This is a genomic window from Blautia massiliensis (ex Liu et al. 2021) (assembly GCF_052064225.1).
Lineage (GTDB): Bacteria > Bacillota > Clostridia > Lachnospirales > Lachnospiraceae > Blautia_A > Blautia_A fusiformis.
Genome location: NZ_JBQHWA010000009.1, coordinates 64751 through 86685, shown reverse-complemented (window position 1 = coordinate 86685; position 21935 = coordinate 64751). Strand labels below are relative to the sequence as shown.

Here is a 21935-nt window from a genome sequence, read left to right as displayed (position 1 = left end):
TCGCGAACTCCATTGTCTGCGTCAATGAATGCATTATATCTGCTTTTTTCCGGAAAGTCAAGCAACCAGATTATTTGTAAAGTGACTCACCATTGGTAGCGATCACATCTTTATACCAATAGAAGGATTTTTTCTTATAACGGTTCAGTGTACCTGTTCCATCGTCGTTGCGGTCCACGTAGATGTAGCCGTAGCGTTTTTTCAGCTCTGCTGTAGATGCACTGACAAGGTCAATGCAGCCCCAGGAGGTGTAGCCCATAAATTATATGTTTTTTTCTTCCATGAGCAAGTCCCCATCTCTGCTTACTGCTTACTGCTTTTCGCAACTCCGCAGGAAACTTACTTGATTCGGTTAAAAAGGCTTGCAGCTTTTTTCGGGGAAGAGTATGCTTGTAGTATCATAAATAAGAGAAACAAGGGGATTTTCCTATGAAAATATGTGGATTTAACAAAACAACCCTGCTGGATTATCCGGGAAGGGTAGCCTGTACCATATTCTTAGGCGGCTGCAACTTCCGCTGCCCATTCTGCCAGAATGGAGCTCTTGTCGTGGAGCCTGACACCCAGCCTGAATATTCCCAGGAGGAAATCCTAGCTTTTCTAAAAAAAAGAAAGGGGATTCTCGATGGCGTCTGTATTTCCGGTGGTGAACCCACACTTGCACCGGAGCTGCCGGAATTTCTCAGCAGGATCAGGGAGCTGGGCTATGATGTGAAGCTCGATACCAACGGTTCCCGCCCCTCCGTGGTAAAAAATCTCGCAGCAGCTGACCTGATCAACAAGGTTGCCATGGATATCAAGGCCTGTCCTTCCAACTATCATGTGCTTACTGGTGTACATGCTGATCTGGATGGGATCCGGGAAACTGCCGGATGGCTGCTGGACGGACACCTTGATTATGAATTTCGTACAACAGTTGTGAGGGAACTTCATTCCGAAAAAGATTTTCAGGAGATCAGCCGGTGGTTAAGCGGTGCAAAAGCTTATTATCTCCAGGCTTACCGGGATTCCGACGGAGTTCTGATACCGGGATTCTCTGCCTGCTCCGAGGAAGAAATGAAAAACTACCGGGATATCCTGTCTCAGACGATCCCGGTAGTAGAAATTCGTGGTATGGAGCTGTGATCTGCGGATTTGCAAAACTGTTTGCTTATCTGCATGGATGCCGAAATTTTTCTGATCAGATGTTAATAAAACAGTACCAGTATCCTCCCTTTCCGCCTGGGATATGAATATCCGGACATTCCTTAAAGTAGGGAAAGCCAAACATATTGGCCATAAACCGTTCCTGCTGGCTGTATCCACCGGGTACTCCCAGTATGTACTGTCCCCGGGGATTTCTGCACAGCAGAAGATGGCCGAAATTCTGATATCCGTACATGACAAAACGGTTGCTGCAGAAGCAGCCGTTTTTTCTGCATAAGGCACTGCAGTCCGATGGTCTGATCTTGCGGCAGTCTGTGAAATAGCCGTCGTTAAAGGGATCATCACAGGGTATTCCCGGAAGTGGACGAGATGGTTCCGGTCGCGGTGGTTTCGGCGGATGCGGTGACGGCTGGCCTGGCCGTGGTAGTTCCGGCAGATGCGGTGACGGCTGGCCTGGTCGTGGTGGTTCCGGCGGATGCGGTGATGGCTGGCCTGGTCGCGGTGGTTCCGGCGGATGCGGACCGGGAGCCTGATATGAATTTCCGGTTTCCGATGTCTTTAATACATCCTCCTGAATCTCCTCCACCGTCATGATCCTGTCTGACTCCTTCTGATTTTCCTGCACTTCTGGCAAGGTTCCATCTTTTTGATTTTCTTCTTCCTTTTCTTCCCGCTCTCTGCCTTTTTTCTCCGCCGCCTTCTGATATTCCGTTCCTGTTTTCTCCGTTTCCTTCCGAGATTCCGTTTCTTTTTTCTTCCACTCGCGGAAATTCTCCGGCCGGATCGGCTGATCATCCCATTCCGTTCCCCAGAATCCGCCGGCATCGGAGATCAGAAGCAGTCCTCCAAGCTCCTGAAGACTTTTTCCCATGCCTCCAATATCCCCTGTATCCGTCTCCAGTGCGCACTCGATCCGTTCCCGCCCGGTAACACAGCTTCCGATCAAAATACCATCCATCAGCCCTTCCTGCCGCACAAACCCATACACTCTGCACCGACTTCCAGGCTCCAGTCCAACGCAGCGCAGATGAACCTCCACACGGCATTTCCTATCTCTGGCCTCCACCCTCACATAACCGCTGCTGCTATCTTTTTTTCCTTTCCGATACTCGTACACATACGCAACAAAACGCTGATATCCAGCCAACGCACGTCCCTCCGGTATTTCGGTTTCGTTAATATATATGAAGATCGAGAGAAATCATTCCATCAACTGAAAAAAGCTCCAGGATGTACAAACATAAAAAAGAACCCCTCAACCAAGGGATTCTCAAGCTGTTAGTCGAAAGAATACGGCTATACCCGAATCAGTACACCGAAACAGAATATTAACAGACAGGTGAAGAATTAAGACGTACAGAAAATTTGCGCATTTTTCAAAAAAGCATTACTATCTTAGAACATTCTGCGCTTGTCAGGATTTTCCGTATATGCTACACTGTACGGGAACAATCGTGTTACAGGGTGGCTGACCTCTAGTCCCAAAAGGATGGAGGTGGTGCTGATGAACAACAATTATTTTGACTTCAAAGATCTTATGGCTTTTGGCATGTTCATTCTAGCATTGCTTACGTTCGTATTAACGTTTTGTAAGTAATTCTTTACATAGAAAAACCACCCCAAAACTTTGGCCGAGTACAGGGTGGGATTTTCTAATCTTCTCTTATAAGGTCAACCCCTTGTGGGCGGTTGTTCTTTATATCTGTATTATAGCACTGCTATTTAAAGCATTCAAGAATATTTTCATCTGTAAATATAAAAAAAACTCTGGTGGGCCATGCTCGGGACATTCACCAAAGGCTTTCTACTTTCTTTTCTCATTGAGGTAACACAAACTTACGTTCTTTCATTTTTCACAAGCAAAAAAAGAATCCCTCAACCAAGGGATTCTCAAGCTGTTAGTCGAAGCGACAGGATTTGAACCTGCGACCTCTGCGTCCCGAACGCAGCGCTCTACCAAACTGAGCCACGCTTCGTTATTCTGTTTCAGTTGTTTGTGTGTTGCTCAACTGCAAGAGCTATTATATTAGAGTTTCTGTACTTTGTCAATAGAAAAAATTAAAATTTTTCAAAAAAATCGAATTTTTTCTTTTTTCCTGCTTCGGGCATGCATTTTCGCAGACCCGAAGCAGTTTTGGGAAAGGTTCTTTATAACATATCAAATATATTCAGGTGAAATATATGCTTATTTCACTGTAACTGTTACTTTTTTTGTGATTCCGTTGCTGCTTACATAGATAACAGCTTTTCCTTTTTTCACACCTTTAACAACACCTTTGCTGCTTACAGTAGCAACTTTTGTATTGCTGCTTCTGTAGGTAATCTTTGCCTTTGAAGTAGCAGCTGCCTTGATGGCTGTTGTTTTCTTTGCTTTTACACTTACAGCTGTTTTGGATGTGATCTTCAGACTGCCTTTTTTTACTGTGATCCTGCAGGTTGCTTTGTAGCTTCCGCATTTTACTGTAATTGTAGCTGTTCCTGCTTTTTTTGCTGTTACTTTTCCGCCTGCGCTTACCACTGCAACGGATTTATTACTGCTTGTATAAGTAACTTTTCCGCTAACGCCTGTTTTTTCCACTTTAATCTGGCTTGTTCCACCCACAAATACAGTTTTCGCTGAAGCCGAAGCTTTTACAGCCGGCTTCTTGACTATGATCTTGCAGGTTGCTTTATAATTTCCGCATTTCGCTGTGATCACAGCTGTACCTGCCGCCTTTGCAGTTACCTTTCCATTTGCGGCTACAGCTGCAACAGATGGTTTACTGCTTGTATAGGTTACTTTTCCGGTAACACCTGCGGTCGTTGCTTTCAGAGTCACCGTAGCTGGAGATCCTTTTACATAAAGCGTTTTCGCTGATGCATTCATTTTTACAGATGGGGTTTTTACAGTAAGCTTGTACTGTGCAGTTTTTCCTGCTGCAGATGTTGCTGTGATCACAGCTATTCCTGCTGCTTTTGCAGTTACTTTTCCGTTCTCGTCTACAGATGCAACCGTTTCATTATCGGAAGCGTATGTTACATCCTCGCAATTTTCGCCTGCTGCTTCAAGCTGTCTGGAGCTTCCGATATAAAGAACTCCTGAATTTTCTTTAAAAGCAATCGTTCCATACACCAGCTGAACAGAAACATCCGCGTGATCATCACTGGAGACTCTTACTGTATAGGTTTCATTTTCCGGTCTCGCCACAGTAGAATCCAAAGCAACCACTCCATCTGCGGCTACACCATCCTGTACAAGATATGTTGTCTTTGAAGCATATCCGACACCTGTTGTATAGAAAACTGATACCTTCGGATTTTTGTATTTATCAAGATTTGCAAGCTTTACATGAGTGCTGTCCGTAAATTCCGGAGAAACATCCATCTCTTCTGTTGCCTGCGGTTTGATATAAATACCATCTGCAAATTCATATACATACGCACCGTCTGACATAATATACGTGATCCTGTTTACGGTTTTTCCTTCAAGACCTGCATCTTTTGCAAACGCAACCTCATATACCTGCAGCCACATCTCGTTCATATGACGCATACCATATTTTCCGCCGTCTGTTGTTTCCAGGATCATTCCCTGGATCCCGGAGTTAACTGCAAAATCAGCATCACTCCTTGTGTTGCGGAGATATTTTGTGCTGGTTTCTTTTACATCGATCTCATAATCTCCCCAATGAGAAGATGTATTGAGTGTTGCCTCCGCATCTGTCACAGTTGCTTTTACATTAAATTTTGTAGCACTGTATGTTCCATCTGTATTCAATGTTTTATACTGCCCAGGCTCTACCGTCGGAGTATGTCCCAGGGTAATCCCTGCTGCTTCTGTATATACTCCGCTTTCCGGAAGTTCTCCCGCTTCTGAAAGGATCAGCGCCTCTACATACGTTTTTGCATCTGTAGCTACATTAACCTTTTTTACTCCTGCGATCTCATAACCATTTTCTGTCAGATTCTGAACATCTGCATTTCCGAAAGCAGTGCTTTTTCCGGTTGTGGCAGATGTAACGGAATCATATTTGCGGCTCGTTGCATCTCCTGCATAAAATTCCTCGTATGACAGAGATGCCGTACCGTAAAGTGTTCCTGTCAGTGCCTGATGTCCATTTGCCGCCTTATAATAAATATCTGTTCCCGGAATCTGTGTATATCCATCCACTGCTCCCTTTACCCAGTAATAGGAAACATTGGAAACCGTGATCGGCTGGCCAGTCAGTGTGATATTTTTTGTCATATCCACATAATTGTCGCTTGAGATCATAACCGTGTAGATCTCATCCCCTGCCCTGGCTACACTGCTGTCAAAGGTTACCACTCCGTTCTCTGCCGCTGCATGATCTACAACATATGTTGTTTTTTTACCATGACCACTTCCTGTTGTATAGTATACGGAAACCTTAGGGTTTTCATATTTGTCAAGGTCATCAACTTTAACCTGGGTTGTATTTTCTTTTACAAAAGCTGCCTGTACCTTCATTCCTGCTTCAGGCTGTTTTTTTACAAAAGGAGCTTTGTCTCCGAACTCATATACATAGGAGCCGTCCGGAGTAATATAAGTCACCTTTGAAATTTTTTCCCCGATAAGCCCGGATCCTGCTGAAAACGCAAGTTCGTAGGGCTGTACCCAGATTTCATAGGTATGACGAAGTCCTACCTTCTTACCACTGGCAGTTTCAAGGATCACTCCCAGTGTATTTCCGCCTACAGCAAAATCATCCTGTCTGGAATTGCGGAGATATTTTGTGTCGGCTTCTTTTACCACCAGCATGTAATCGCCCCAGATCGACGGTGCCCGGATCTGAGCGGATGCATCTGTGACCGTTGCTTTTACATCGAATTTTGTTGCACTATATGTTCCGTCTGTATTCAGAGTTTTATACTGTCCTGTTTCCTGTGACGGTGCTTCATTCAGCGTAATATCTGCTGCCTCTGTATAGACACCCTCTCTCGGAAGCTTGGAAGCAGCTTTCAGCGCCTGTGCATCTACATAGGTTTCCGCGTCCACTGCAACACTTACATTCTTCACACCCTGGATCTGATATCCGGAAGAGGTCACCTCTGTGCTGTCCTCATTAGCAAAAATCTGATTTTTACTCGTTGTTGCCGAAGTGATAGCGTCATAGCTCTCCTGAGTGGTATCCCCGGCATAAAATTCCGAATAACTTAAGGTTGTCGTTCCGTACAGCTTTCCGCTCAGAGCTGTCTGCCCGTCTGCTGCTTTTACATAAACGCCTGTTGTTCCTATCTGTGTATATCCCTCTGCCGGCTGCATGGACCAGAGATATTTCACTCCTGCAACAGTGATCTCAGAAGCATCCTGAAGAACCTCGCCTGCTTCTGCCATAAATGCTTATCCATCACCGAATACCTCTTCTGTATCATCCTGGATCTGCGGCTCCTCTTCCTGTTGAATCTCTTCTGCTGAAATTTCTGCTACTTCTTCCTGAATAGCTTCTGCATCACTTTCTTCCGGCTCTTCCGACTGGATATCAGCTTCACCAACTTCCGGCTGGCCCTGGGAAACAGACTCCTGATCCTCGTTCTCTCCTTCTTCCTGTGCTGTATCTCCTTGTGTTTCTTCTGACACGTCACTAAAAACTTCCGCCTCAGACGCCATTGCCGTTACCGGCACTCCTGACGCGATCACCGCTGAGCTCAGAACGAGTGCAGCTGACTTCTTAAAAAGCTTCCACTTATGCATACCTGTCCTCCTCTTTGTCTTTTATATTACACAACTTTATACCAGATCATGACCTTACAGCTGCTCTGGTTAATTGAAATTTCTTCTGCAGGATATTCAACATATGTCAGTTTCTGCAGAAGTGCTCTGTCAAGCACGCTTTAGTTTGTCTAAACTAACATATCGTCATTTTATCAATGCTTAAATTATTTGTCTATACATATCTGGCAAAAAAGCCTCACGGTTATTGTTATTTTTTTCTCAACTGAAAATTGTTTTCAAAATATTTATATTATTATCTGATATTTCAAATAAAAAAAGTATATATTCCAAGACATCATTTCAGGAAATGCAACAGCCATTGCCATTTCCTCCGGCATTCTCAGATCATATACTTTTTATATTTCTATATTTTTGCTTTCTTTTATGCCCAGCGGCTCTTCTGTTCTTCGCAGATACTGTTCCACTGGCAGTTTCCACAGATTTCCTTACGTTTATCCATCGCAAGGATTTTTTCCTGTACTTTTTTTGTAAATTCGCTGAAGTGCAATGTCTGTCCGGCCTTCAGTCCACATTTTTCCAACACGGCATTGTCATACTCTGCCACTTTATCTCCGGTTTCGCAATGTCCGCCCAGATTATTCGGACAGGCAGAGCAGATCTCATCCGTATCCACATGAAGCCTTATTTTCTTTCCCTCCAGAAAAATCTTCAGCATCTCGGCCATATGTGCAGTAAAACCGTTACTGTAGCCTTCCCCCTTAAAATACGCCAGGCACATACCATGATGAGGGCGCAGAGGAATGACTATTTCCTCTGTGCCCTCATCAGAAGCATATGCCGCAGCACTGCTTTTATCTTGCATATTTACGTACCTTTCCTGATAAAACATAAGCCAGTGCGATCTTGATAAGATCCGGAATGATAAATGGGAACACACACCAGCCAAGAACTGCCATAAGGCCTACCGGACCTGTGCTTCTTGTGTAGGCAAACATAAACCATGCGGTTCCAAAGGCATAGCATACGATCAGTCCAACGATCATGGAAATGATCTGAACAACCGGCTTTCTGCCAAAAACGTGCTCAATTGCCCACATAACAAGTGTGGAAAAGATAAATCCAATGATATATCCACCTGCATTTCCGAGAAGAGCTCCAATGCCTCCGGAAAATCCTGCAAAAACCGGAACTCCTACTGCTCCAAGAAGAACGTAAACCAGAACTGCCAGAGTTCCTCTTTTTCCTCCAAGCACACCAACTGCCATAAATACTCCGAATGTCTGCAGAGTAAACGGTACCTGTGCCGGAATGGAAATCCATGAGCAAACTGCCATCACTACTGCAAAAACTGCAATGTAAACAAGATCATACGTCTTGCTTCTGCCTGCTGCCACTGTTGTCATAATAATCTGTATCCTTTCTTTCCTTTTCTGCTTTTCCTGTCGGAAGATCATTCCTGTCCTTTATAAATGATATCCGCTCTTTCGCTGTTAACAATTTAACACAGCAGGATTTTAATGTCAACTTAATTTTATTTTTTAAGTTTACATTTTGCAATGCCGTTTACAACTATGTAAACCTGCCATTTACAAATGATATTGTCAATTTTCACTTTCAAATTCCCCTCTCTGATGCTATACTGAAACCAATGAGTTTTCAGCAAAAAGGGGGATTTTTCCACATGGATATACACGATATTCATAACATCAGCACCAACTGCACACGGACTGAATTTGTAGGGACCGCAGTCCTTGACACAATCGGACTCGTGATCTCCGGAGTTGATAATTCTCTGCTTAAAAAGATGAACGTAGGTACCCAATACCACTGTCTGGGGCTTTTCAGTTCCCGAACAGGCGCTGCCGGCCAGATCACAGCTATTGACGATGCAGTAAAAGCCACAAATACAGAAGTCCTTTCCATTGAACTTCCAAGAGACACCAAGGGCTGGGGCGGTCACGGAAACTATATCGTCCTTGGCGGAAATGATGTATCCGACGTGCGTCACGCCATTTCTCTGGCTCTGGAACTGACTAACAAATATGCAGGTGAGGTCTACATCAGCGAATCCGGCCACCTGGAGTTTGCTTTTTCCGCAAGTGCAGGTCCTGCTATCCATAAAGCCTTCGACACACCTCTGGGTGAAGCATTTGGTTTCATGGCAGGTTCTCCGGCTGCTATCGGTCTTGTGATGGCAGATAATGCCGTGAAATCCGCAGCAGTATCCATTACACAATATATGACTCCGAATATCGGTACCAGTCATTCCAATGAAGTGATCATCGCCATCTCCGGTGATGCCAGTGCTGTAAAAGCTGCTGTACTGGAAGGCCGTCAGACAGGCCTTGAGCTTCTCATCGGTATGGGAACCTATCCGGAGATCCCGGGTACGCCGTATCTGTAAAATCTCCGGATTGCAGGAAATTTGTGAATTTCCACACACTACACTTCACGAAACACATATCTGCGTCATGCATACAAAAGCAGCGCTGCAAGGATCAGCATACGATCCTGCAGCGCTGTATTTCTCTTAAATATTCTCCTCTGGATTTTTCCGGATCAGCCCACCTGATATACATCTGCAGACTGAAGTCCGAAGCTTAACGCCTCAGAATGGCTTCCACAATAGATATCCACATGTCCGTAAGGAGTTCCCAGATCCTCTACCGTATAAACAGTGCCGTTGATCAGAAGCTTGGTCCCAAACGGAACACCTGCCATAGCAACGGTACGTCCTGCTGTCGGAACTGTTCCGCTGGCTGTAAGATTGCCGGCTGTACCGCAGCACTGTGCACAGTTGCAGTATGCGGTCAGTGTAAAGTTTCCAAGATATGTTCCCTGACCGGAAGAACCGGAATCGGACGTATCCGCAGAGGCATCTTCCGTCTCCTCGGAAGCTGTCTCATCATTGGAAACCTCCTCAGAAACCTCCTCCTGGGAGCTGTCCTCGGAAACATCTTCGGAACTTCCGGACTGTACATCATCCGCTTCCTCTTCCTCCTCTACAACAATGTCTGTACTTGTAGAGCTGCTGGAAGACTCGGTTGTATCCTCCTCCGGATCATAGCCGTAATCATCGTCAGAATCAGCCTCTTCACTGTCCTCGTTATCCTGATCGGCTTCTTCCTGGGATGCCGCTTCTGCTGCCTGTCTCTCAGCCTCTGCTGCCGCTTCAGCCTTAGCTTTCTCTTCTGCAGCCTTCTCCGCCTCTGCCTGCTGTACCAGAGCGGTAATACTGCTGTCTGCATTACTGATATCTGCCATCAGCTGCTGAGCCTCTTCCTGGCTGGCGCTGATCTGGTTTACATAAGAGTTAATATCATCGCTTGTGCTGGAAGCCATGGACTGCACTTCCTGCTGTTTGGCTGCACGCTCCGTCATCAGATCATCGATCTCTGCGGACTCCGTCTCAACCTTTTTCTCATTCTCCTGGATATTCTTCTGAAGACTCACATATTTATCCAGCATGTCTCTGTCGTATGTAGAAATCTGGATCGCATTCTCCGCGCGATTGAGAAATTCTGCAAGGCTTTCGGAAGAAAGCAATGTCTCCAGTGCGGAAGTTCCGGCATTTTCATACATATATGCGATTCGAAGCTTCATGGATTCATACTGATCTGCAGAAGCTTTCTTTGCTTTTTTCAGTTCTTTTTTTACTTTATTTAATTCATCTTCCTTCTCAGCAGCCTGGATACTAAGCTCAGAAATGCTGTTGGTAAGATCCTCATACTGTGCGTTTAAATCAGCCAGATAGCTCTCCAGCTCCTGCTTCTTGCTCTCCAGTGTGCCGATGCTGCTCTGTACCTGCGCAAGACCCTCCTCAGCGGCCTGTTTCTCCGCCTGTGCCTCTGCGATCGCAGCGTCTGTACCTGATGCATATACGGTGCTTCCCATGGAAAGGGTCAGCATACCTGTAAGCAGTAATGTGAAAACTTTTCTATTCTTCATATAAACACCTTTCATCCTTTCATGGATTCTAGTATAACACATTTTTCATAAAAAGCAATAATTTTATTTTATTTCTGTAACAAATACGTAATAATTTAAATTTTTATGAACTGAAAAGCGTTTTTTTGTTTTCCGGAGCATAAAAAAACTGCCCTCTCACAGATTTATCTGTAAAACGGCAGTTTTTATTCTATGCTGTTTCAATCCAAAGATCATCAGCTACGAGAATACTTCTCTGATGTAATCCCCCCTGAAGCTGCTTCTCTTACTCCGCAGCCTCCATAAGAACCTCATTCTCAGCTTCCTCAGCCATTACTTCCTGATACTTGTCCAGGATGATCGTCTGGATCTGCTCTCTTGTTGCTGAATTGATCGGATGTGCGATGTCACGATATTCACCGTCGCTTGCCTTACGGCTTGGCATTGCGATGAACAGCCCCTTCTCGCCTTCGATCACCTTGATGTCATGTACCACAAACTCATCATCTATTGTGACAGACACAACGGCCTTCATTTTCCCTTCTTTTGCTACCTTCCTCACACGTACATCTGTAATATTCATTGCTACTTGCCCCTTTCATTTCGCTAACCGTATCTGCGGAAAACTGATCTTCCGCATTTATAATACGTAGCGTTCGTTTTTCTCTACGACGATCTTCACTTCTCCTTCTTCGCCGCAGTAATATGAATTCGCCCGGATGGTATCCCGGCTCTCAACAATGCAATTCTCAATATGCGTATTATCTCCAAGATATACGTCATTAAGGATCACAGAGTTTTTGATCACACAGTTATTTCCTACAAATACATCACGGAACAGAACAGAATTCTCCACAGTTCCGTTGATGATACATCCGCTGGACACCAGACTGTTCTTCACAGTTGCACCCGGATTGTACTTAGCAGGAGGTACATCCGCGATCTTGGTTTTGATCGCCGGCTCCTGTTTGAAGAAATAGTTCCTGATCTCCGGTTTCAGGAAATCCATATTTGTCTGATAATAAGCCTCTGCAGTAGAGATATTATTCCAGTAGTTATCGATCTTATATCCGTAAATCCTCTTCAGATTTTTGTAACGGATAAGAATATCATTTACAAAATCATGCCTTCCTTCCCGGGCAGCACGCTCGATCAGTTCGATCAGCTGCCTTCTTCGGATGACATAGATACCAGTAGATACCGTATTATAGGAGGAAACGATCGGTTTCTCCTCAAATTCCTCGATCCGACAGTCCTCATTCATGCGAAGAACACCAAATCTCTCAACCTGGCTCTGATCCTTGCATGTAGTACATACAACAGTAACATCTGCCCGCTTTGCGATATGATACTCCAGGACTTTATTGTAATCCAGCTTGTAGATTCCATCGCCGGAAGCGATCACCGCATAGGGTTCATGACTGTTTTTTAAAAAGCTCAGGTTCTGATAGATCGCATCTGCAGTACCCTGATACCATAAGCTGTTATCTCTGGTAATGGTTGGAGTAAAGACATAAAGTCCTCCCTGTTTTCTTCCGAAATCCCACCATTTGGATGAACTTAAATGCTCATTAAGGGAACGGGCATTATACTGTGTCAGCACAGCAACCTTCTGGATATGTGAATTTGCCATGTTGCTGAGGGCAAAGTCGATCGCGCGGTAACTTCCTGCAATAGGCATTGCCGCGATTGCTCTTTTGTTTGATAATTCTCTCATGCGGTTATTATTACCGCCTGCCAAAATAATACCTATCGCTCTCATTCTTTCCCACCGTCCTTTGCTGCAATTACCTGGCCGGCTGCCAGTTCTCCGTCAGGGTAGTCTTCTTTTGTTGTAACACCGGCGATAGCGGTATTCTTACCGATTTTGACACTGTCCGGAATCACGCTGTTTTCGCCGATAGCCACAAGTCCAAAGGAATATACAGCCGGTTTCAGAACATTCGGTACCTCCTCGCCGCATCCGATCACAACATTATTTCCGATGACAACATCTTCTGCCACGATGGCTTTATCCATAACAACGTTCTCACCAACTGCTGTATTCTTCATGATAATAGAATCACGGATCACACTGCCCTTGCCGATGATAACATTCGGACCGATCACTGAATTATGTACTTCACCATAGATTTCTGTTCCCTCACCGATGATACACTTGTCCACAACTGCATCTGCGGAAATATACTGTGGCGGGATCACATCTCCCTTGGTGTAGATCCTCCAGAATTCCTCATAAAGATTAAACTCCGGAATGATATCGATCAGCTCCATATTTGCTTCCCAGTAAGAACCAAGAGTTCCTACATCTTTCCAGTAGCCGTTGTACTCATAAGCAAAAAGGCGCTGCCCCTTCTCTTTACAGTACGGAAGGATATGTTTACCGAAGTCACAGCCATTCTGATCCTTCAGGGCGATCAGTGCTTCCTTCAGAACCGGCCATGAGAAAATATAGATACCCATGGATGCAAGATTGCTGCTTGGATGCTCCGGCTTCTCCTCAAACTCAGTAATACGGCTGCTCTCATCAGTAACCATAATACCAAAACGGCTGGCTTCCTCAATGGGAACCGGCATACACGCGATCGTAATATCTGCCTTGTTCGCCTTGTGGAAATCCAGCATCACTTCGTAATCCATCTTATAGATATGGTCACCGGAAAGGATCAGTACATAATCCGGGTTATACTGCTCCATATAAGCCAGATTCTGATAGATCGCATTGGCAGTTCCTGTATACCATTCACTGCTTGTGCTCTTCTCATACGGAGGAAGGACTGTGACACCGCCTTCATTGCGGTCAAGATCCCACGGAATACCGATACCGATATGTGTATTCAGGCGGAGAGGCTGGTACTGTGTCAGCACACCCACCGTGTCAATTCCCGAGTTAATACAATTGCTCAGTGGAAAATCGATGATACGATATTTACCACCAAAAGCGACTGCCGGCTTTGCAACCTTTTCTGTCAAAACTCCTAACCTGCTGCCTTGCCCACCGGCCAAGAGCATGGCAATCATCTCTTTCTTAATCATGCGATCACCTCTTGTATGTTATGATTATTCCATTATAGCATACTTTACTGTGTTAGTGAACATTTTTTACAATTATTTTAGCTGTATTTTACTTTTTTTATCGCTATTGTATATTATAAATTGGTAAGACTCATCATTTTTTTCATTCCTCTGGTAATTTTCAACATTTTTCGATGTTATTTTCTGGTTACTTTTATATTCCGGAAAAAACCGCTTTTTTAGCCAAAAGAACCACTTTTCAATTGTTTCTGTTGGCGTTATAATAAAACAGACAAAAGAGCTACGAAAATAACATATATATAAGGAGATTATTATGTATCAGATAGACTTTCATAAACCGCTCCATATTCATTTCATCGGGATCGGAGGCATCAGCATGAGCGGCCTTGCCGAGATCCTTCTGGAAGAAAATTTCCGGATTTCCGGTTCCGATGCCAAATCCAGCCCGCTGACCCGCACCCTGGAAGAACGTGGCGCTGTGATCTATTACGGACAGCGCGCTTCCAACATCAAGGATGATGTAGATGTGGTTGTCTATACAGCAGCGATCCACCCGGACAACCCGGAATTTGCCTGTGCGAAAGAAAAAGGGCTTCCAATGCTCACCCGCGCAGAGCTTCTGGGACAGATCATGCGGAACTACAATACACCGATCGCAATTTCCGGAACCCACGGAAAAACCACTACTACTTCCATGGTTTCCCATATCCTTCTTGAGGGTGACTGTGATCCTACCATCAGTGTTGGCGGAATCCTTCCTGCTATCCACGGAAATATCCGCGTTGGAAATTCTGAGACCTTTATCACAGAGGCATGCGAATACACCAACAGCTTTTTAAGCTTCTTCCCTAAGATCAGTGTGATCCTGAACATGGATGCCGATCATCTGGATTTCTTCAAGGACATCGATGACATCCGCCATTCCTTCCGGAAATTTGCAGAGCTTCTCCCTGCTGACGGTACTCTGATCATCAACGCCGACACACCGGAGTATGAGACGATCACCCGGGAGCTTCCATGCAATGTTCTTACCTATGGTCTGGAGCACGATGCCGATTACACCGCAGCAGACATTACCTGGGATAAATACGGACATCCTTCCTTCTCCGTTCTCTTCCGGGGCAAAAAGATCGGCAGCTATTATCTGCGTGTACCGGGTATCCACAACGTATCCAATGCACTGGCCGCCATTGCCGTAGGACGCCTTCTGGACCTTCCGGATGATGTGATCGTCAAAGGTCTCGGAAGCTTTACCGGTACAGACCGTCGTTTCCAGTATAAAGGTGAGATCGGCGATATCACCATCATTGATGATTACGCGCATCATCCAACCGAGATCGAGGCAACCCTTCATGCTGCAAAGAATTATCCGCATCAGAAGGTATGGTGTGTATTCCAGCCTCATACCTACACACGTACCAAAGCTCTTCTTCCGGAATTTGCAAAAGCGCTGACTCTGGCCGATCATGTTGTACTGGCTGATATTTATGCCGCACGTGAAACAGACAATCTTGGTATTTCTTCCCAGGATCTCCAGAAACAGATCCAGGAACTTGGAACCCCCTGCGAATATTTCCCGACTTTTGATGAGATCGAGAGCTTCCTCTTAAAAAGTTGTGCACATGGTGATTTGTTGATAACTATGGGCGCCGGAGACGTTGTAAATATTGGAGAACACCTTCTCGGAAAATAATTATCCACATTATCCACATGCTTATGCACATTTCAGACGTGCCTGGCATGTGGATTTTTTTGTGTATAACCTACTTGACATAATTCAACAGCCAAATTCAACAAATACCGCATTTTTCTTACAAAATTAAGGTCTTTGTTAGTTGCTGATAATGTTATCCTCAAAGTTTTCCACACTATCCACATTTTCCACATGGAAATTGGTGCACAACTTCTGTGAAAATAGACTATTCTCAAGTAAAAGCGGTTGTGCTATAATCCTTTTTAGCATGGCGGACTTTGGGATATCACCTGAAATATCTGCTGTATTTTAGAAAGGGAGCTGCTGATCATGAGCCTGATTTCACTTCAGAATTCCTCTGAACTGGAGGTAACAATTCTTTCCAATCGCTTTATTGACAATTTCATGCCTCGTGCCAACGGGGAGTTCGTAAAGGTATATATCTACCTTCTCCGGATGGTATCTGCCGCTCCTTCTTCTTTCAGCCTGGAGCATATGGCAGACAGCCTTTTCTGCACGGAAAGAGATATTTCCCGTGCGCTGAAATACTGGGAAGGTGAGAAACTGATCGCATTAACCTATACTGCAGATCAGAAGCTTTCCGGGATCACTTTGCTGGAACCCTTTGCGGATACCGGTCATAGAGAGAGCAGCGCTTCTGTGGATACTTTCACCGGTTCCGGCAATTCTGCTTCCGTTTCCGAGAACACAGATCCGGGAGTCCCAAGCTCCGCTGATTACATTCTCAGTCTCACTCCTGACCGGATCAGAGAACTTAAGCAAAACGAAGAGATCAGTCAGCTTCTCTATATCACAGAGCAGTATCTGACCAAAACACTGACGCCTACAGAAATGCAGAAGATCCTTTTTTTCTATGATGAACTCCATATGTCTGCGGATCTCATCGAATATCTGGTGGAATACTGTGTTTCCAGAGGCCGCAAGAGTATGCGTTATATTGAAACTGTTGCACTCGCCTGGGCAAAAGACGGCATCACCACCGTCGAGATGGCCCGGGATGCCAGCTCCCGTTTTTCCAAGGATTATTACACGATCCTGAAGGCTATGGGGATCAGCGGCCGCAATCCTGTTGATAACGAGATCACTTACATTGATACCTGGCGCAAGACCTACGGTTTTGATCTGGAGCTGATCCAGGAAGCCTGCAGCCGTACTGTCCTTTCCACCGGACAGCCCAGTTTCCAATATGCAGATAAGATCCTCTCCGACTGGAAAAAGAAAAACGTACATACGCTGGAGGATATCCGGCTTCTGGATGCCGCACACAAAAAACGCCAGCTTGAGAAATCCGTTTCCAGGAAGAAGCAGCCCCAGACTCAGCCTCAGAATAGCAACCGCTTCAATAATTTCCACCAGCGTGATTATGATTTTGCGGAATATGAGAAACGTCTTTTAAATAATCAGTAACAGAACCTGGAAGGAGCGCTTTATGCCTTTACAGAATTTTCAATATGATACTATAATGAGAGAATACAGCCGCCGGCAGGCACAGAACCACCGTATTCTGGAGGAGCACACAGCCGAAGCCTACGGAAAGATTCCCCGTCTGAAAGAGATCGATGACGAGGTGGCAACTTTAAGTGCTGACAAAGTCCGTCGCCTTTTAAACGGCGAAGAAAAGGGAACTTCGGATCTGAAGGCAGCCATCCAGGAGCTTTCCGATGAACGGATCACCCTTCTTGTTGCAAACGGCTTTCCCGGAGACTATCTGGAGATGCCTTACACCTGCCCTGACTGTCAGGATACCGGCTATATCGGCAGCCGAAAATGCACCTGTTTTAAAAAAGCTGAGATCGAACTGCTTTATGCACAGTCCAATCTGAATGAAATTCTCGAAAAAGAGAATTTTGACAGCTTTTCATTTGACTATTATTCTGCTACAATAAAAAACGAAGCCACGGGACTGTCTGCCCTGGAAACAGCCAGACGGGCCTATGACACTGCACAGCGCTTTGTGCAGAACTTCGACCATAAATTTGAAAACCTGTTTTTATATGGTGATACCGGTGTGGGAAAAACCTTTCTTTCACACTGCATCGCCCGAGAGCTTCTCAAATCCACCCACTGTGTCCTGTACTTTTCCGCCTACGATCTTTTTGATATGATGGCTGCGAATTCTTTTTCCCGAAAAGATACCGGCACAGACGAGGAACTGATCTATGACTGTGATCTTCTGATCATTGATGACCTGGGAACGGAGCTTACCAACAGTTTCGTATCTTCACAGCTTTTTCTCTGTCTCAATGAGCGGATCATGCGCAGGAAATCCACGATCATTTCCACGAATCTGACGCTCAAAAATTTCTCGGATACCTATTCCGAGAGAACATTTTCCCGAATTGCCAGCAACTATCAGATGATATCGTTGATCGGGAAGGACATCCGTATACAGAAAATATTTTTAGGAGGAAATTAAAATGGCACAGGTAAATACAAAAGATTTTTCCACACTCCCGGTAGGAAGACTTGGACTGATTCCCCTTCAGAGCTGCAGCTCATTAGGCGCGAAGGTGAATGACTGGCTGGTCAAATGGCGTGCCGAAAGACAGTATCCTGGAATGGACTCCTTTGCATTCGAGGGATACAAGCGCGATTCTTACATTATTGACGCCAAAACTCCACGTTTCGGCTCCGGTGAGGGTAAATGCACCATCAACGAATCTGTCCGCGGTGATGATATCTACGTAATGGTAGATGTGACAAATTACAGCTTATCCTATCCGATCGGACCTTACACGAATCTTATGTCCCCGGATGATCATTTCCAGGATATGAAGCGTGTTATCGCCGCTGTAGGCGGAAAAGCCCGCAGAGTCAACGTGATCATGCCATATCTCTATGAGAGTCGCCAGGACAAACGTGTCGGAAGAGAGTCTCTTGACTGTGCCAATGCACTTCATGAGCTGATCGATATGGGTGTTGAGAATATCATCACCTTTGATGCACATGATTCCCGTGTACAGAATGCGACTCCTCTTCATGGTTTTGAGACTGTACAGCCATCCTACCAGTTCATCAAGGCTCTTCTTAATAATGAAAAGGGACTTCATATCGACAAGGATCATTTCATGACGATCAGCCCGGACGAAGGAAGCATGAACCGTGCGATCTATCTCGCCAATGTCCTCGGTGTTGATATGGGTATGTACTATAAACGTCTGGATTACTCAAGATATGTAAACGGCCGTCATCCGATCGCAGCATATGAATTCCTCGGACCAAAGATCGAGGGCAAGGATATGATCCTGATCGATGATATGATCTCCTCCGGTGATACGATCATTAAGATCGCGTCTCTCCTGAAAGAGAAAGGAGCAGGCAGAGTTTACATCTGCTCTACCTTCGGATTCTTTACCGATGGTCTTGATAAATTTGACGATGCTTACAAGAAGGGATACTTCGATAAGCTCCTTACTACTAACCTGGTTTATCAGTCACCGGAGCTTCTTGAGAAGCCATACTACATCAGTTGCGATATGAGCAAATATATTGCTCTGATCATTGATACGCTGAACCATGATAACTCTGTCAGCCACCTTCTGAATCCGGCAGACAGAATCAAACGCTGCGTAACAAATTACATGAGCCAGCATGAGAAATAAATAAATCATAACGCACGCAAAGCGGCTGCACCTTCTGAGAACGATATAACAGTTTCTCAGAAAGCGCAGCCGCTTTATATTTCTGTAACAGACGGATATCCATGATCCGCATCTGCTGTCTGCTTTGCTTTTGATCTTTATGCTGAAATCTTCCTGCAAAAGCTCACATAGGAAGCTTCTGATAGGGAATCCTCTCTTTATCCAGGATCTCCATTTCTCTTTTATGGCAGGTACTTATGATCACCTGTCTGTTTTCTTTATGCAGCCACCTGAGAGCCGCTGCAAGACGTTCTTCATCATACATGCCAAATACATCATCCAGAATCACAGGGAACGGTTCCTCTTTACAGAAAAGCTCTCCTGCTGCCATACGAAGGGCAAAATAAATCTGCTCCAGTGTCCCGCGGCTCAGTCTCTCAATGGATACGATACGCTCCCCTGTGTTCACAGACATATGCAGTGCCTCATCCATCAGAACCTCCTGGTATCTGCCACCGGTGATCTCACTTAATATCTCAGATGTACGTTTTTTCAGACGGCCCCCTACCTGATCCGTAATGTTTCCGGAAAGTGCCTCAATCGTCTCCATAGCCATATTCAACGCCTGGATCTCCGTTTCCTCCGGAGTGATCACTTCTGTGTTTTCTTCACATTCCGTCAACTCTGCCTGCAGGTTCTCCAGCGCTGTATGCTTCTCTTCGTAGTCACTGTCCAGACTGTTCCGGTTCCAGGTCAGCTCCTCATGTCTGGAATGCCAGCGCTCTCTCTGACGTTCTCTCTTATTCAGCTCCCTGCTGAGCCGTATGCGAAAAAACAATGCCGCTACAGAAATCGCCGCAGTTGCCACGCCTGCCAGAACACTGAAAATGACCTGCCCGGAAAAAGCCGCCAGGCAGCCGGTACCGGCAATCCCGCCAAGCAGCACAACTGCCAGAACTGCATCTGTCTGCTCCCGTCTTCTTTTTACACGATCGATCCGAAGCTCAAGAAGATCCTCTGTACTCCGTTCTCTGGTCCCTATGTTCATCCCGTCCTGCTGCTGCATGATCCGATCACGCTTCTCATCCAGTTCACGGATCTCTCTGCGGATATATTCCATGTTTGCGGAAATCTTTTCTTTTTCCTTTTCCAGCTCCTTTTTTCGCCGGGCCGCTTCTGTCAGATATCCTTTTCTGGACATTTTCAGCATCTGCATGGCTCGTCCCATGTCAATGGAACTGTCACCGGTTCCCTGATAGCTGGCCATGTAATTCTGCAGTTCACGTACGAGATCTTTTCCTGTAACGCTTTTCAGCTGTGCCACAGACACCGTATTATCATAAACTGCCTCACTTACATTTCCCAGAATAGTCCCAAGAGCTCCCTGTTCGGCATCCACAAGACTGCCATCATCTTCACAGAGAAGCTCTCCCAGCTTCTTTTCTTTATAAAAATTCCTGGTAAGACGATACTTCTTCCCCTTGCTTGTAAACCACATGATCCCACCATATTCTGCCGGATTTTCCCACGGTTCATATTTTGTATATGTATCGTTCAGAGCAGCCTTTCCCCGCAGTCTGCGAACGCCGTAAAACATGGAGCGGATAAATGTATGTGTGGTAGTTTTTCCACTCTCATTTTCACCGTAAAGTACGTTGATCCCAGGCGAAAGCTCCATATCCTTGTCCCGGATCTTCCCGAAATTTTTTATTTTTAAACGTCTGATAACCATCTTATGCTATCCTCCTGTGCTGCCCCTTTACGCCGGCTGCCTGTCTCAAGCAATGCCTGAAGCCCATAATACAGCGCCTTTTTTTCCACGGTATCCATACCCTCTTTGGCCAGAAAATAGCCGATATAATCACCGATCAGAGTACCGCTGTAGCGTTTGTAGAGCTCACCAAGATCATACGCCGGCCAGGATTCATCCACAACATCGGTAACATTTCCGAGATTTTTCAGTTTCTCAGGGATCAGAAGAAGATCCGGCGAACGCATTCCCTGAAGAACGATCCTGTAGATATTCCTTCCTCCTCTGCGGAAAATCTGGGATTTTACCGCTTCTTCCAGAGATATCTGTGTAGTTTCCTCGTGAAGTGTCATTACCAGCTGCTGATAGGAACGACAGGCAAAGGGAACGAACTCTGTACGGATCCTTCCGTTGATCAGTCGTCCCTCCATATATCCATGTTCCCCTGTATCATTCCTGTCAATGGGCTCCAGAGCCCCGGAAAAGGCCGCCTGGTCACGGATCAGGATCTGCGGCTTGTGGATATGCCCTAACGCCACATAATCGAAGCCTGACGCCGCCAGAGCTGCTGCACTGAGAGGAATATGCTTCTCATCGCCGCCATGGGCCAGCAGAATATGGATTCCTTCTTTCTGGACAGGAACAGCCTGATCATAAAGTCCGTCTTTTATTTCCCGGTCATAGTAACTCAGTCCATATACATAGACATCAAGCCTTGGATCTTTAACGCAGGTCAGTTCCCTGCTCCTGAAAAATATAACATTGGAATTCCACTCAAACGTATTATAAAAAGAATCTCTGCTTATAAAATCATGATTTCCTGCCATCAGATACACTCTGGTATCCGGGATGGTGGAAAACAGATAATTTACTTCCTTAAGCTCTCTCATAAGAGGCTGGCGGTGGAACAGATCTCCGGATATAAATAGCAAATCCACCGGATCTTCGCGGATGCCCGCAATAACCCGGCGGAAAGTGCTCCAGATTTCTTCCTCCCGCTCTTTGCTCCACGGGCAGCCCCTGTCGGGAACCGCGCCCAGATGCACGTCTGCAAGATGAATAAATCTCATAATGTTCTCCCTTGTGTGTCAGTCACACATATCAATA

17 protein-coding genes, 1 tRNA gene and 1 pseudogene are annotated in these 21935 nt (G+C 45.4%); 6 read left to right on the top strand and 13 right to left on the bottom strand.

Features of this window, described 5'->3' with window-relative positions:
• Window positions 1-70: 70 nt before the first annotated feature.
• A pseudogene (locus ACTNDQ_RS05370) lies at window positions 71-259 on the bottom strand (family 1 glycosylhydrolase); the annotation flags it as partial.
• Between the two features lie 170 nt (window positions 260-429).
• Between ACTNDQ_RS05370 and ACTNDQ_RS05365 the strand changes: the two are divergent.
• Entirely contained in the window at window positions 430-1125 is a 696-nt protein-coding gene (locus ACTNDQ_RS05365) for an anaerobic ribonucleoside-triphosphate reductase activating protein (protein WP_021650953.1), read from the top strand.
• Between the two features lie 55 nt (window positions 1126-1180).
• Here ACTNDQ_RS05365 and ACTNDQ_RS05360 read toward each other — a convergent pair whose 3' ends face one another.
• The 6 genes from ACTNDQ_RS05360 to ACTNDQ_RS05335 form a co-directional block, all read right to left on the bottom strand.
• Window positions 1181-2293 carry a DUF6128 domain-containing protein gene (locus ACTNDQ_RS05360; protein ID WP_441064057.1) on the bottom strand — a complete coding sequence of 371 codons (1113 nt, stop codon included), beginning with the start codon at window positions 2291-2293 and terminating at the stop codon, window positions 1181-1183.
• Between the two features lie 755 nt (window positions 2294-3048).
• Window positions 3049-3122 (bottom strand) — tRNA-Pro (locus ACTNDQ_RS05355).
• Between the two features lie 209 nt (window positions 3123-3331).
• Window positions 3332-6481: an Ig-like domain-containing protein gene (locus tag ACTNDQ_RS05350; RefSeq protein WP_441064055.1), complete on the bottom strand. Its 3150-nt coding sequence runs from the start codon at window positions 6479-6481 to the stop codon at window positions 3332-3334.
• 6 nt (window positions 6482-6487) lie between these two features.
• Window positions 6488-6838 (bottom strand): hypothetical protein, encoded by a 351-nt coding sequence (locus ACTNDQ_RS05345; protein ID WP_278795162.1) that lies wholly within the window; start codon window positions 6836-6838, stop codon window positions 6488-6490.
• Between the two features lie 403 nt (window positions 6839-7241).
• Window positions 7242-7682: a DUF1284 domain-containing protein gene (locus ACTNDQ_RS05340; protein ID WP_021652861.1), complete on the bottom strand. Its 441-nt coding sequence runs from the start codon at window positions 7680-7682 to the stop codon at window positions 7242-7244.
• Window positions 7672-8223, bottom strand: a complete 552-nt coding sequence (locus tag ACTNDQ_RS05335; protein WP_441064052.1) for a biotin transporter BioY — start codon at window positions 8221-8223, stop codon at window positions 7672-7674. Before ACTNDQ_RS05335 ends, ACTNDQ_RS05340 begins: the two co-directional genes overlap by 11 nt.
• A 278-nt stretch (window positions 8224-8501) precedes the next feature.
• On the opposite strand from ACTNDQ_RS05335, the gene pduB reads away from it, so the two are divergent.
• Window positions 8502-9224, top strand: coding sequence for a microcompartment protein PduB (gene pduB / locus ACTNDQ_RS05330; protein ID WP_302468863.1), 723 nt, complete (start codon window positions 8502-8504; stop codon window positions 9222-9224).
• Between the two features lie 155 nt (window positions 9225-9379).
• Here pduB and ACTNDQ_RS05325 read toward each other — a convergent pair whose 3' ends face one another.
• From ACTNDQ_RS05325 to ACTNDQ_RS05310, 4 genes are all read right to left on the bottom strand, one after another.
• Window positions 9380-10768 (bottom strand): PcsB-like coiled-coil domain-containing protein, encoded by a 1389-nt coding sequence (locus tag ACTNDQ_RS05325; protein ID WP_441064050.1) that lies wholly within the window; start codon window positions 10766-10768, stop codon window positions 9380-9382.
• 265 nt (window positions 10769-11033) lie between these two features.
• The gene (gene spoVG, locus ACTNDQ_RS05320) at window positions 11034-11330 is read right to left on the bottom strand and encodes a septation regulator SpoVG (RefSeq protein WP_015525652.1); all 297 of its coding nucleotides are present in this window, start codon (window positions 11328-11330) and stop codon (window positions 11034-11036) included.
• Window positions 11331-11387: 57 nt separating this feature from the next.
• A complete protein-coding gene (gene glgD / locus ACTNDQ_RS05315; protein WP_144093541.1) occupies window positions 11388-12509 on the bottom strand; it encodes a glucose-1-phosphate adenylyltransferase subunit GlgD in 1122 nt (373 codons plus the stop codon).
• Complete coding sequence (locus tag ACTNDQ_RS05310; protein ID WP_015525650.1) at window positions 12506-13783, bottom strand: glucose-1-phosphate adenylyltransferase; 1278 nt, start codon at window positions 13781-13783, stop codon at window positions 12506-12508. The genes glgD and ACTNDQ_RS05310 overlap by 4 nt, the downstream gene beginning before the upstream one ends.
• Window positions 13784-14096: 313 nt before the next feature.
• On the opposite strand from ACTNDQ_RS05310, the gene murC reads away from it, so the two are divergent.
• The 4 genes from murC (at window position 14097) to ACTNDQ_RS05290 (ending at window position 19099) form a co-directional block, all read left to right on the top strand.
• On the top strand, window positions 14097-15476 hold the full coding sequence (murC, locus tag ACTNDQ_RS05305) for a UDP-N-acetylmuramate--L-alanine ligase (RefSeq protein WP_441064047.1): 1380 nt from the start codon (window positions 14097-14099) through the stop codon (window positions 15474-15476).
• 330 nt (window positions 15477-15806) lie between these two features.
• The gene (locus ACTNDQ_RS05300) at window positions 15807-16904 is read left to right on the top strand and encodes a DnaD domain protein (protein WP_278795172.1); all 1098 of its coding nucleotides are present in this window, start codon (window positions 15807-15809) and stop codon (window positions 16902-16904) included.
• Window positions 16905-16926: 22 nt separating this feature from the next.
• Entirely contained in the window at window positions 16927-17913 is a 987-nt protein-coding gene (locus ACTNDQ_RS05295) for an ATP-binding protein (RefSeq protein ID WP_278795174.1), read from the top strand.
• 1 nt (window position 17914) lies between these two features.
• Complete coding sequence (locus ACTNDQ_RS05290; RefSeq protein ID WP_279199887.1) at window positions 17915-19099, top strand: ribose-phosphate pyrophosphokinase; 1185 nt, start codon at window positions 17915-17917, stop codon at window positions 19097-19099.
• A 163-nt stretch (window positions 19100-19262) separates the two neighbouring features.
• On the opposite strand, the gene ACTNDQ_RS05285 is transcribed toward ACTNDQ_RS05290, so the two are convergent.
• Together ACTNDQ_RS05285 and ACTNDQ_RS05280 are read right to left on the bottom strand one after the other, a co-directional pair.
• A complete protein-coding gene (locus ACTNDQ_RS05285) occupies window positions 19263-20810 on the bottom strand; it encodes an ATP-binding protein (protein WP_441064044.1) in 1548 nt (515 codons plus the stop codon).
• Window positions 20792-21898: a metallophosphoesterase family protein gene (locus ACTNDQ_RS05280; protein ID WP_278795178.1), complete on the bottom strand. Its 1107-nt coding sequence runs from the start codon at window positions 21896-21898 to the stop codon at window positions 20792-20794. The genes ACTNDQ_RS05285 and ACTNDQ_RS05280 overlap by 19 nt, the downstream gene beginning before the upstream one ends.
• Window positions 21899-21935: the final 37 nt, after the last annotated feature.

Excerpts from the sequence above, each read along its gene's own strand:
- murC (WP_441064047.1), top strand. The coding sequence starts at position 14,097 with ATGTATCAGATAGACTTTCATAAACCGCTCCATATTCATTTCATCGGG.
- glgD (WP_144093541.1), bottom strand. The coding sequence starts at position 12,509 with ATGAGAGCGATAGGTATTATTTTGGCAGGCGGTAATAATAACCGCATG.
- pduB (WP_302468863.1), top strand. The coding sequence starts at position 8,502 with ATGGATATACACGATATTCATAACATCAGCACCAACTGCACACGGACT.
- ACTNDQ_RS05290 (WP_279199887.1), top strand. The coding sequence starts at position 17,915 with ATGGCACAGGTAAATACAAAAGATTTTTCCACACTCCCGGTAGGAAGA.
- ACTNDQ_RS05280 (WP_278795178.1), bottom strand. The coding sequence starts at position 21,898 with ATGAGATTTATTCATCTTGCAGACGTGCATCTGGGCGCGGTTCCCGAC.
- ACTNDQ_RS05345 (WP_278795162.1), bottom strand. The coding sequence starts at position 6,838 with ATGCATAAGTGGAAGCTTTTTAAGAAGTCAGCTGCACTCGTTCTGAGC.
- ACTNDQ_RS05325 (WP_441064050.1), bottom strand. The coding sequence starts at position 10,768 with ATGAAGAATAGAAAAGTTTTCACATTACTGCTTACAGGTATGCTGACC.
- ACTNDQ_RS05295 (WP_278795174.1), top strand. The coding sequence starts at position 16,927 with ATGCCTTTACAGAATTTTCAATATGATACTATAATGAGAGAATACAGC.
- spoVG (WP_015525652.1), bottom strand. The coding sequence starts at position 11,330 with ATGAATATTACAGATGTACGTGTGAGGAAGGTAGCAAAAGAAGGGAAA.
- ACTNDQ_RS05350 (WP_441064055.1), bottom strand. The coding sequence starts at position 6,481 with ATGGCAGAAGCAGGCGAGGTTCTTCAGGATGCTTCTGAGATCACTGTT.
- ACTNDQ_RS05335 (WP_441064052.1), bottom strand. The coding sequence starts at position 8,223 with ATGACAACAGTGGCAGCAGGCAGAAGCAAGACGTATGATCTTGTTTAC.
- ACTNDQ_RS05340 (WP_021652861.1), bottom strand. The coding sequence starts at position 7,682 with ATGCAAGATAAAAGCAGTGCTGCGGCATATGCTTCTGATGAGGGCACA.
- ACTNDQ_RS05310 (WP_015525650.1), bottom strand. The coding sequence starts at position 13,783 with ATGATTAAGAAAGAGATGATTGCCATGCTCTTGGCCGGTGGGCAAGGC.
- ACTNDQ_RS05285 (WP_441064044.1), bottom strand. The coding sequence starts at position 20,810 with ATGGTTATCAGACGTTTAAAAATAAAAAATTTCGGGAAGATCCGGGAC.
- ACTNDQ_RS05300 (WP_278795172.1), top strand. The coding sequence starts at position 15,807 with ATGAGCCTGATTTCACTTCAGAATTCCTCTGAACTGGAGGTAACAATT.
- ACTNDQ_RS05365 (WP_021650953.1), top strand. The coding sequence starts at position 430 with ATGAAAATATGTGGATTTAACAAAACAACCCTGCTGGATTATCCGGGA.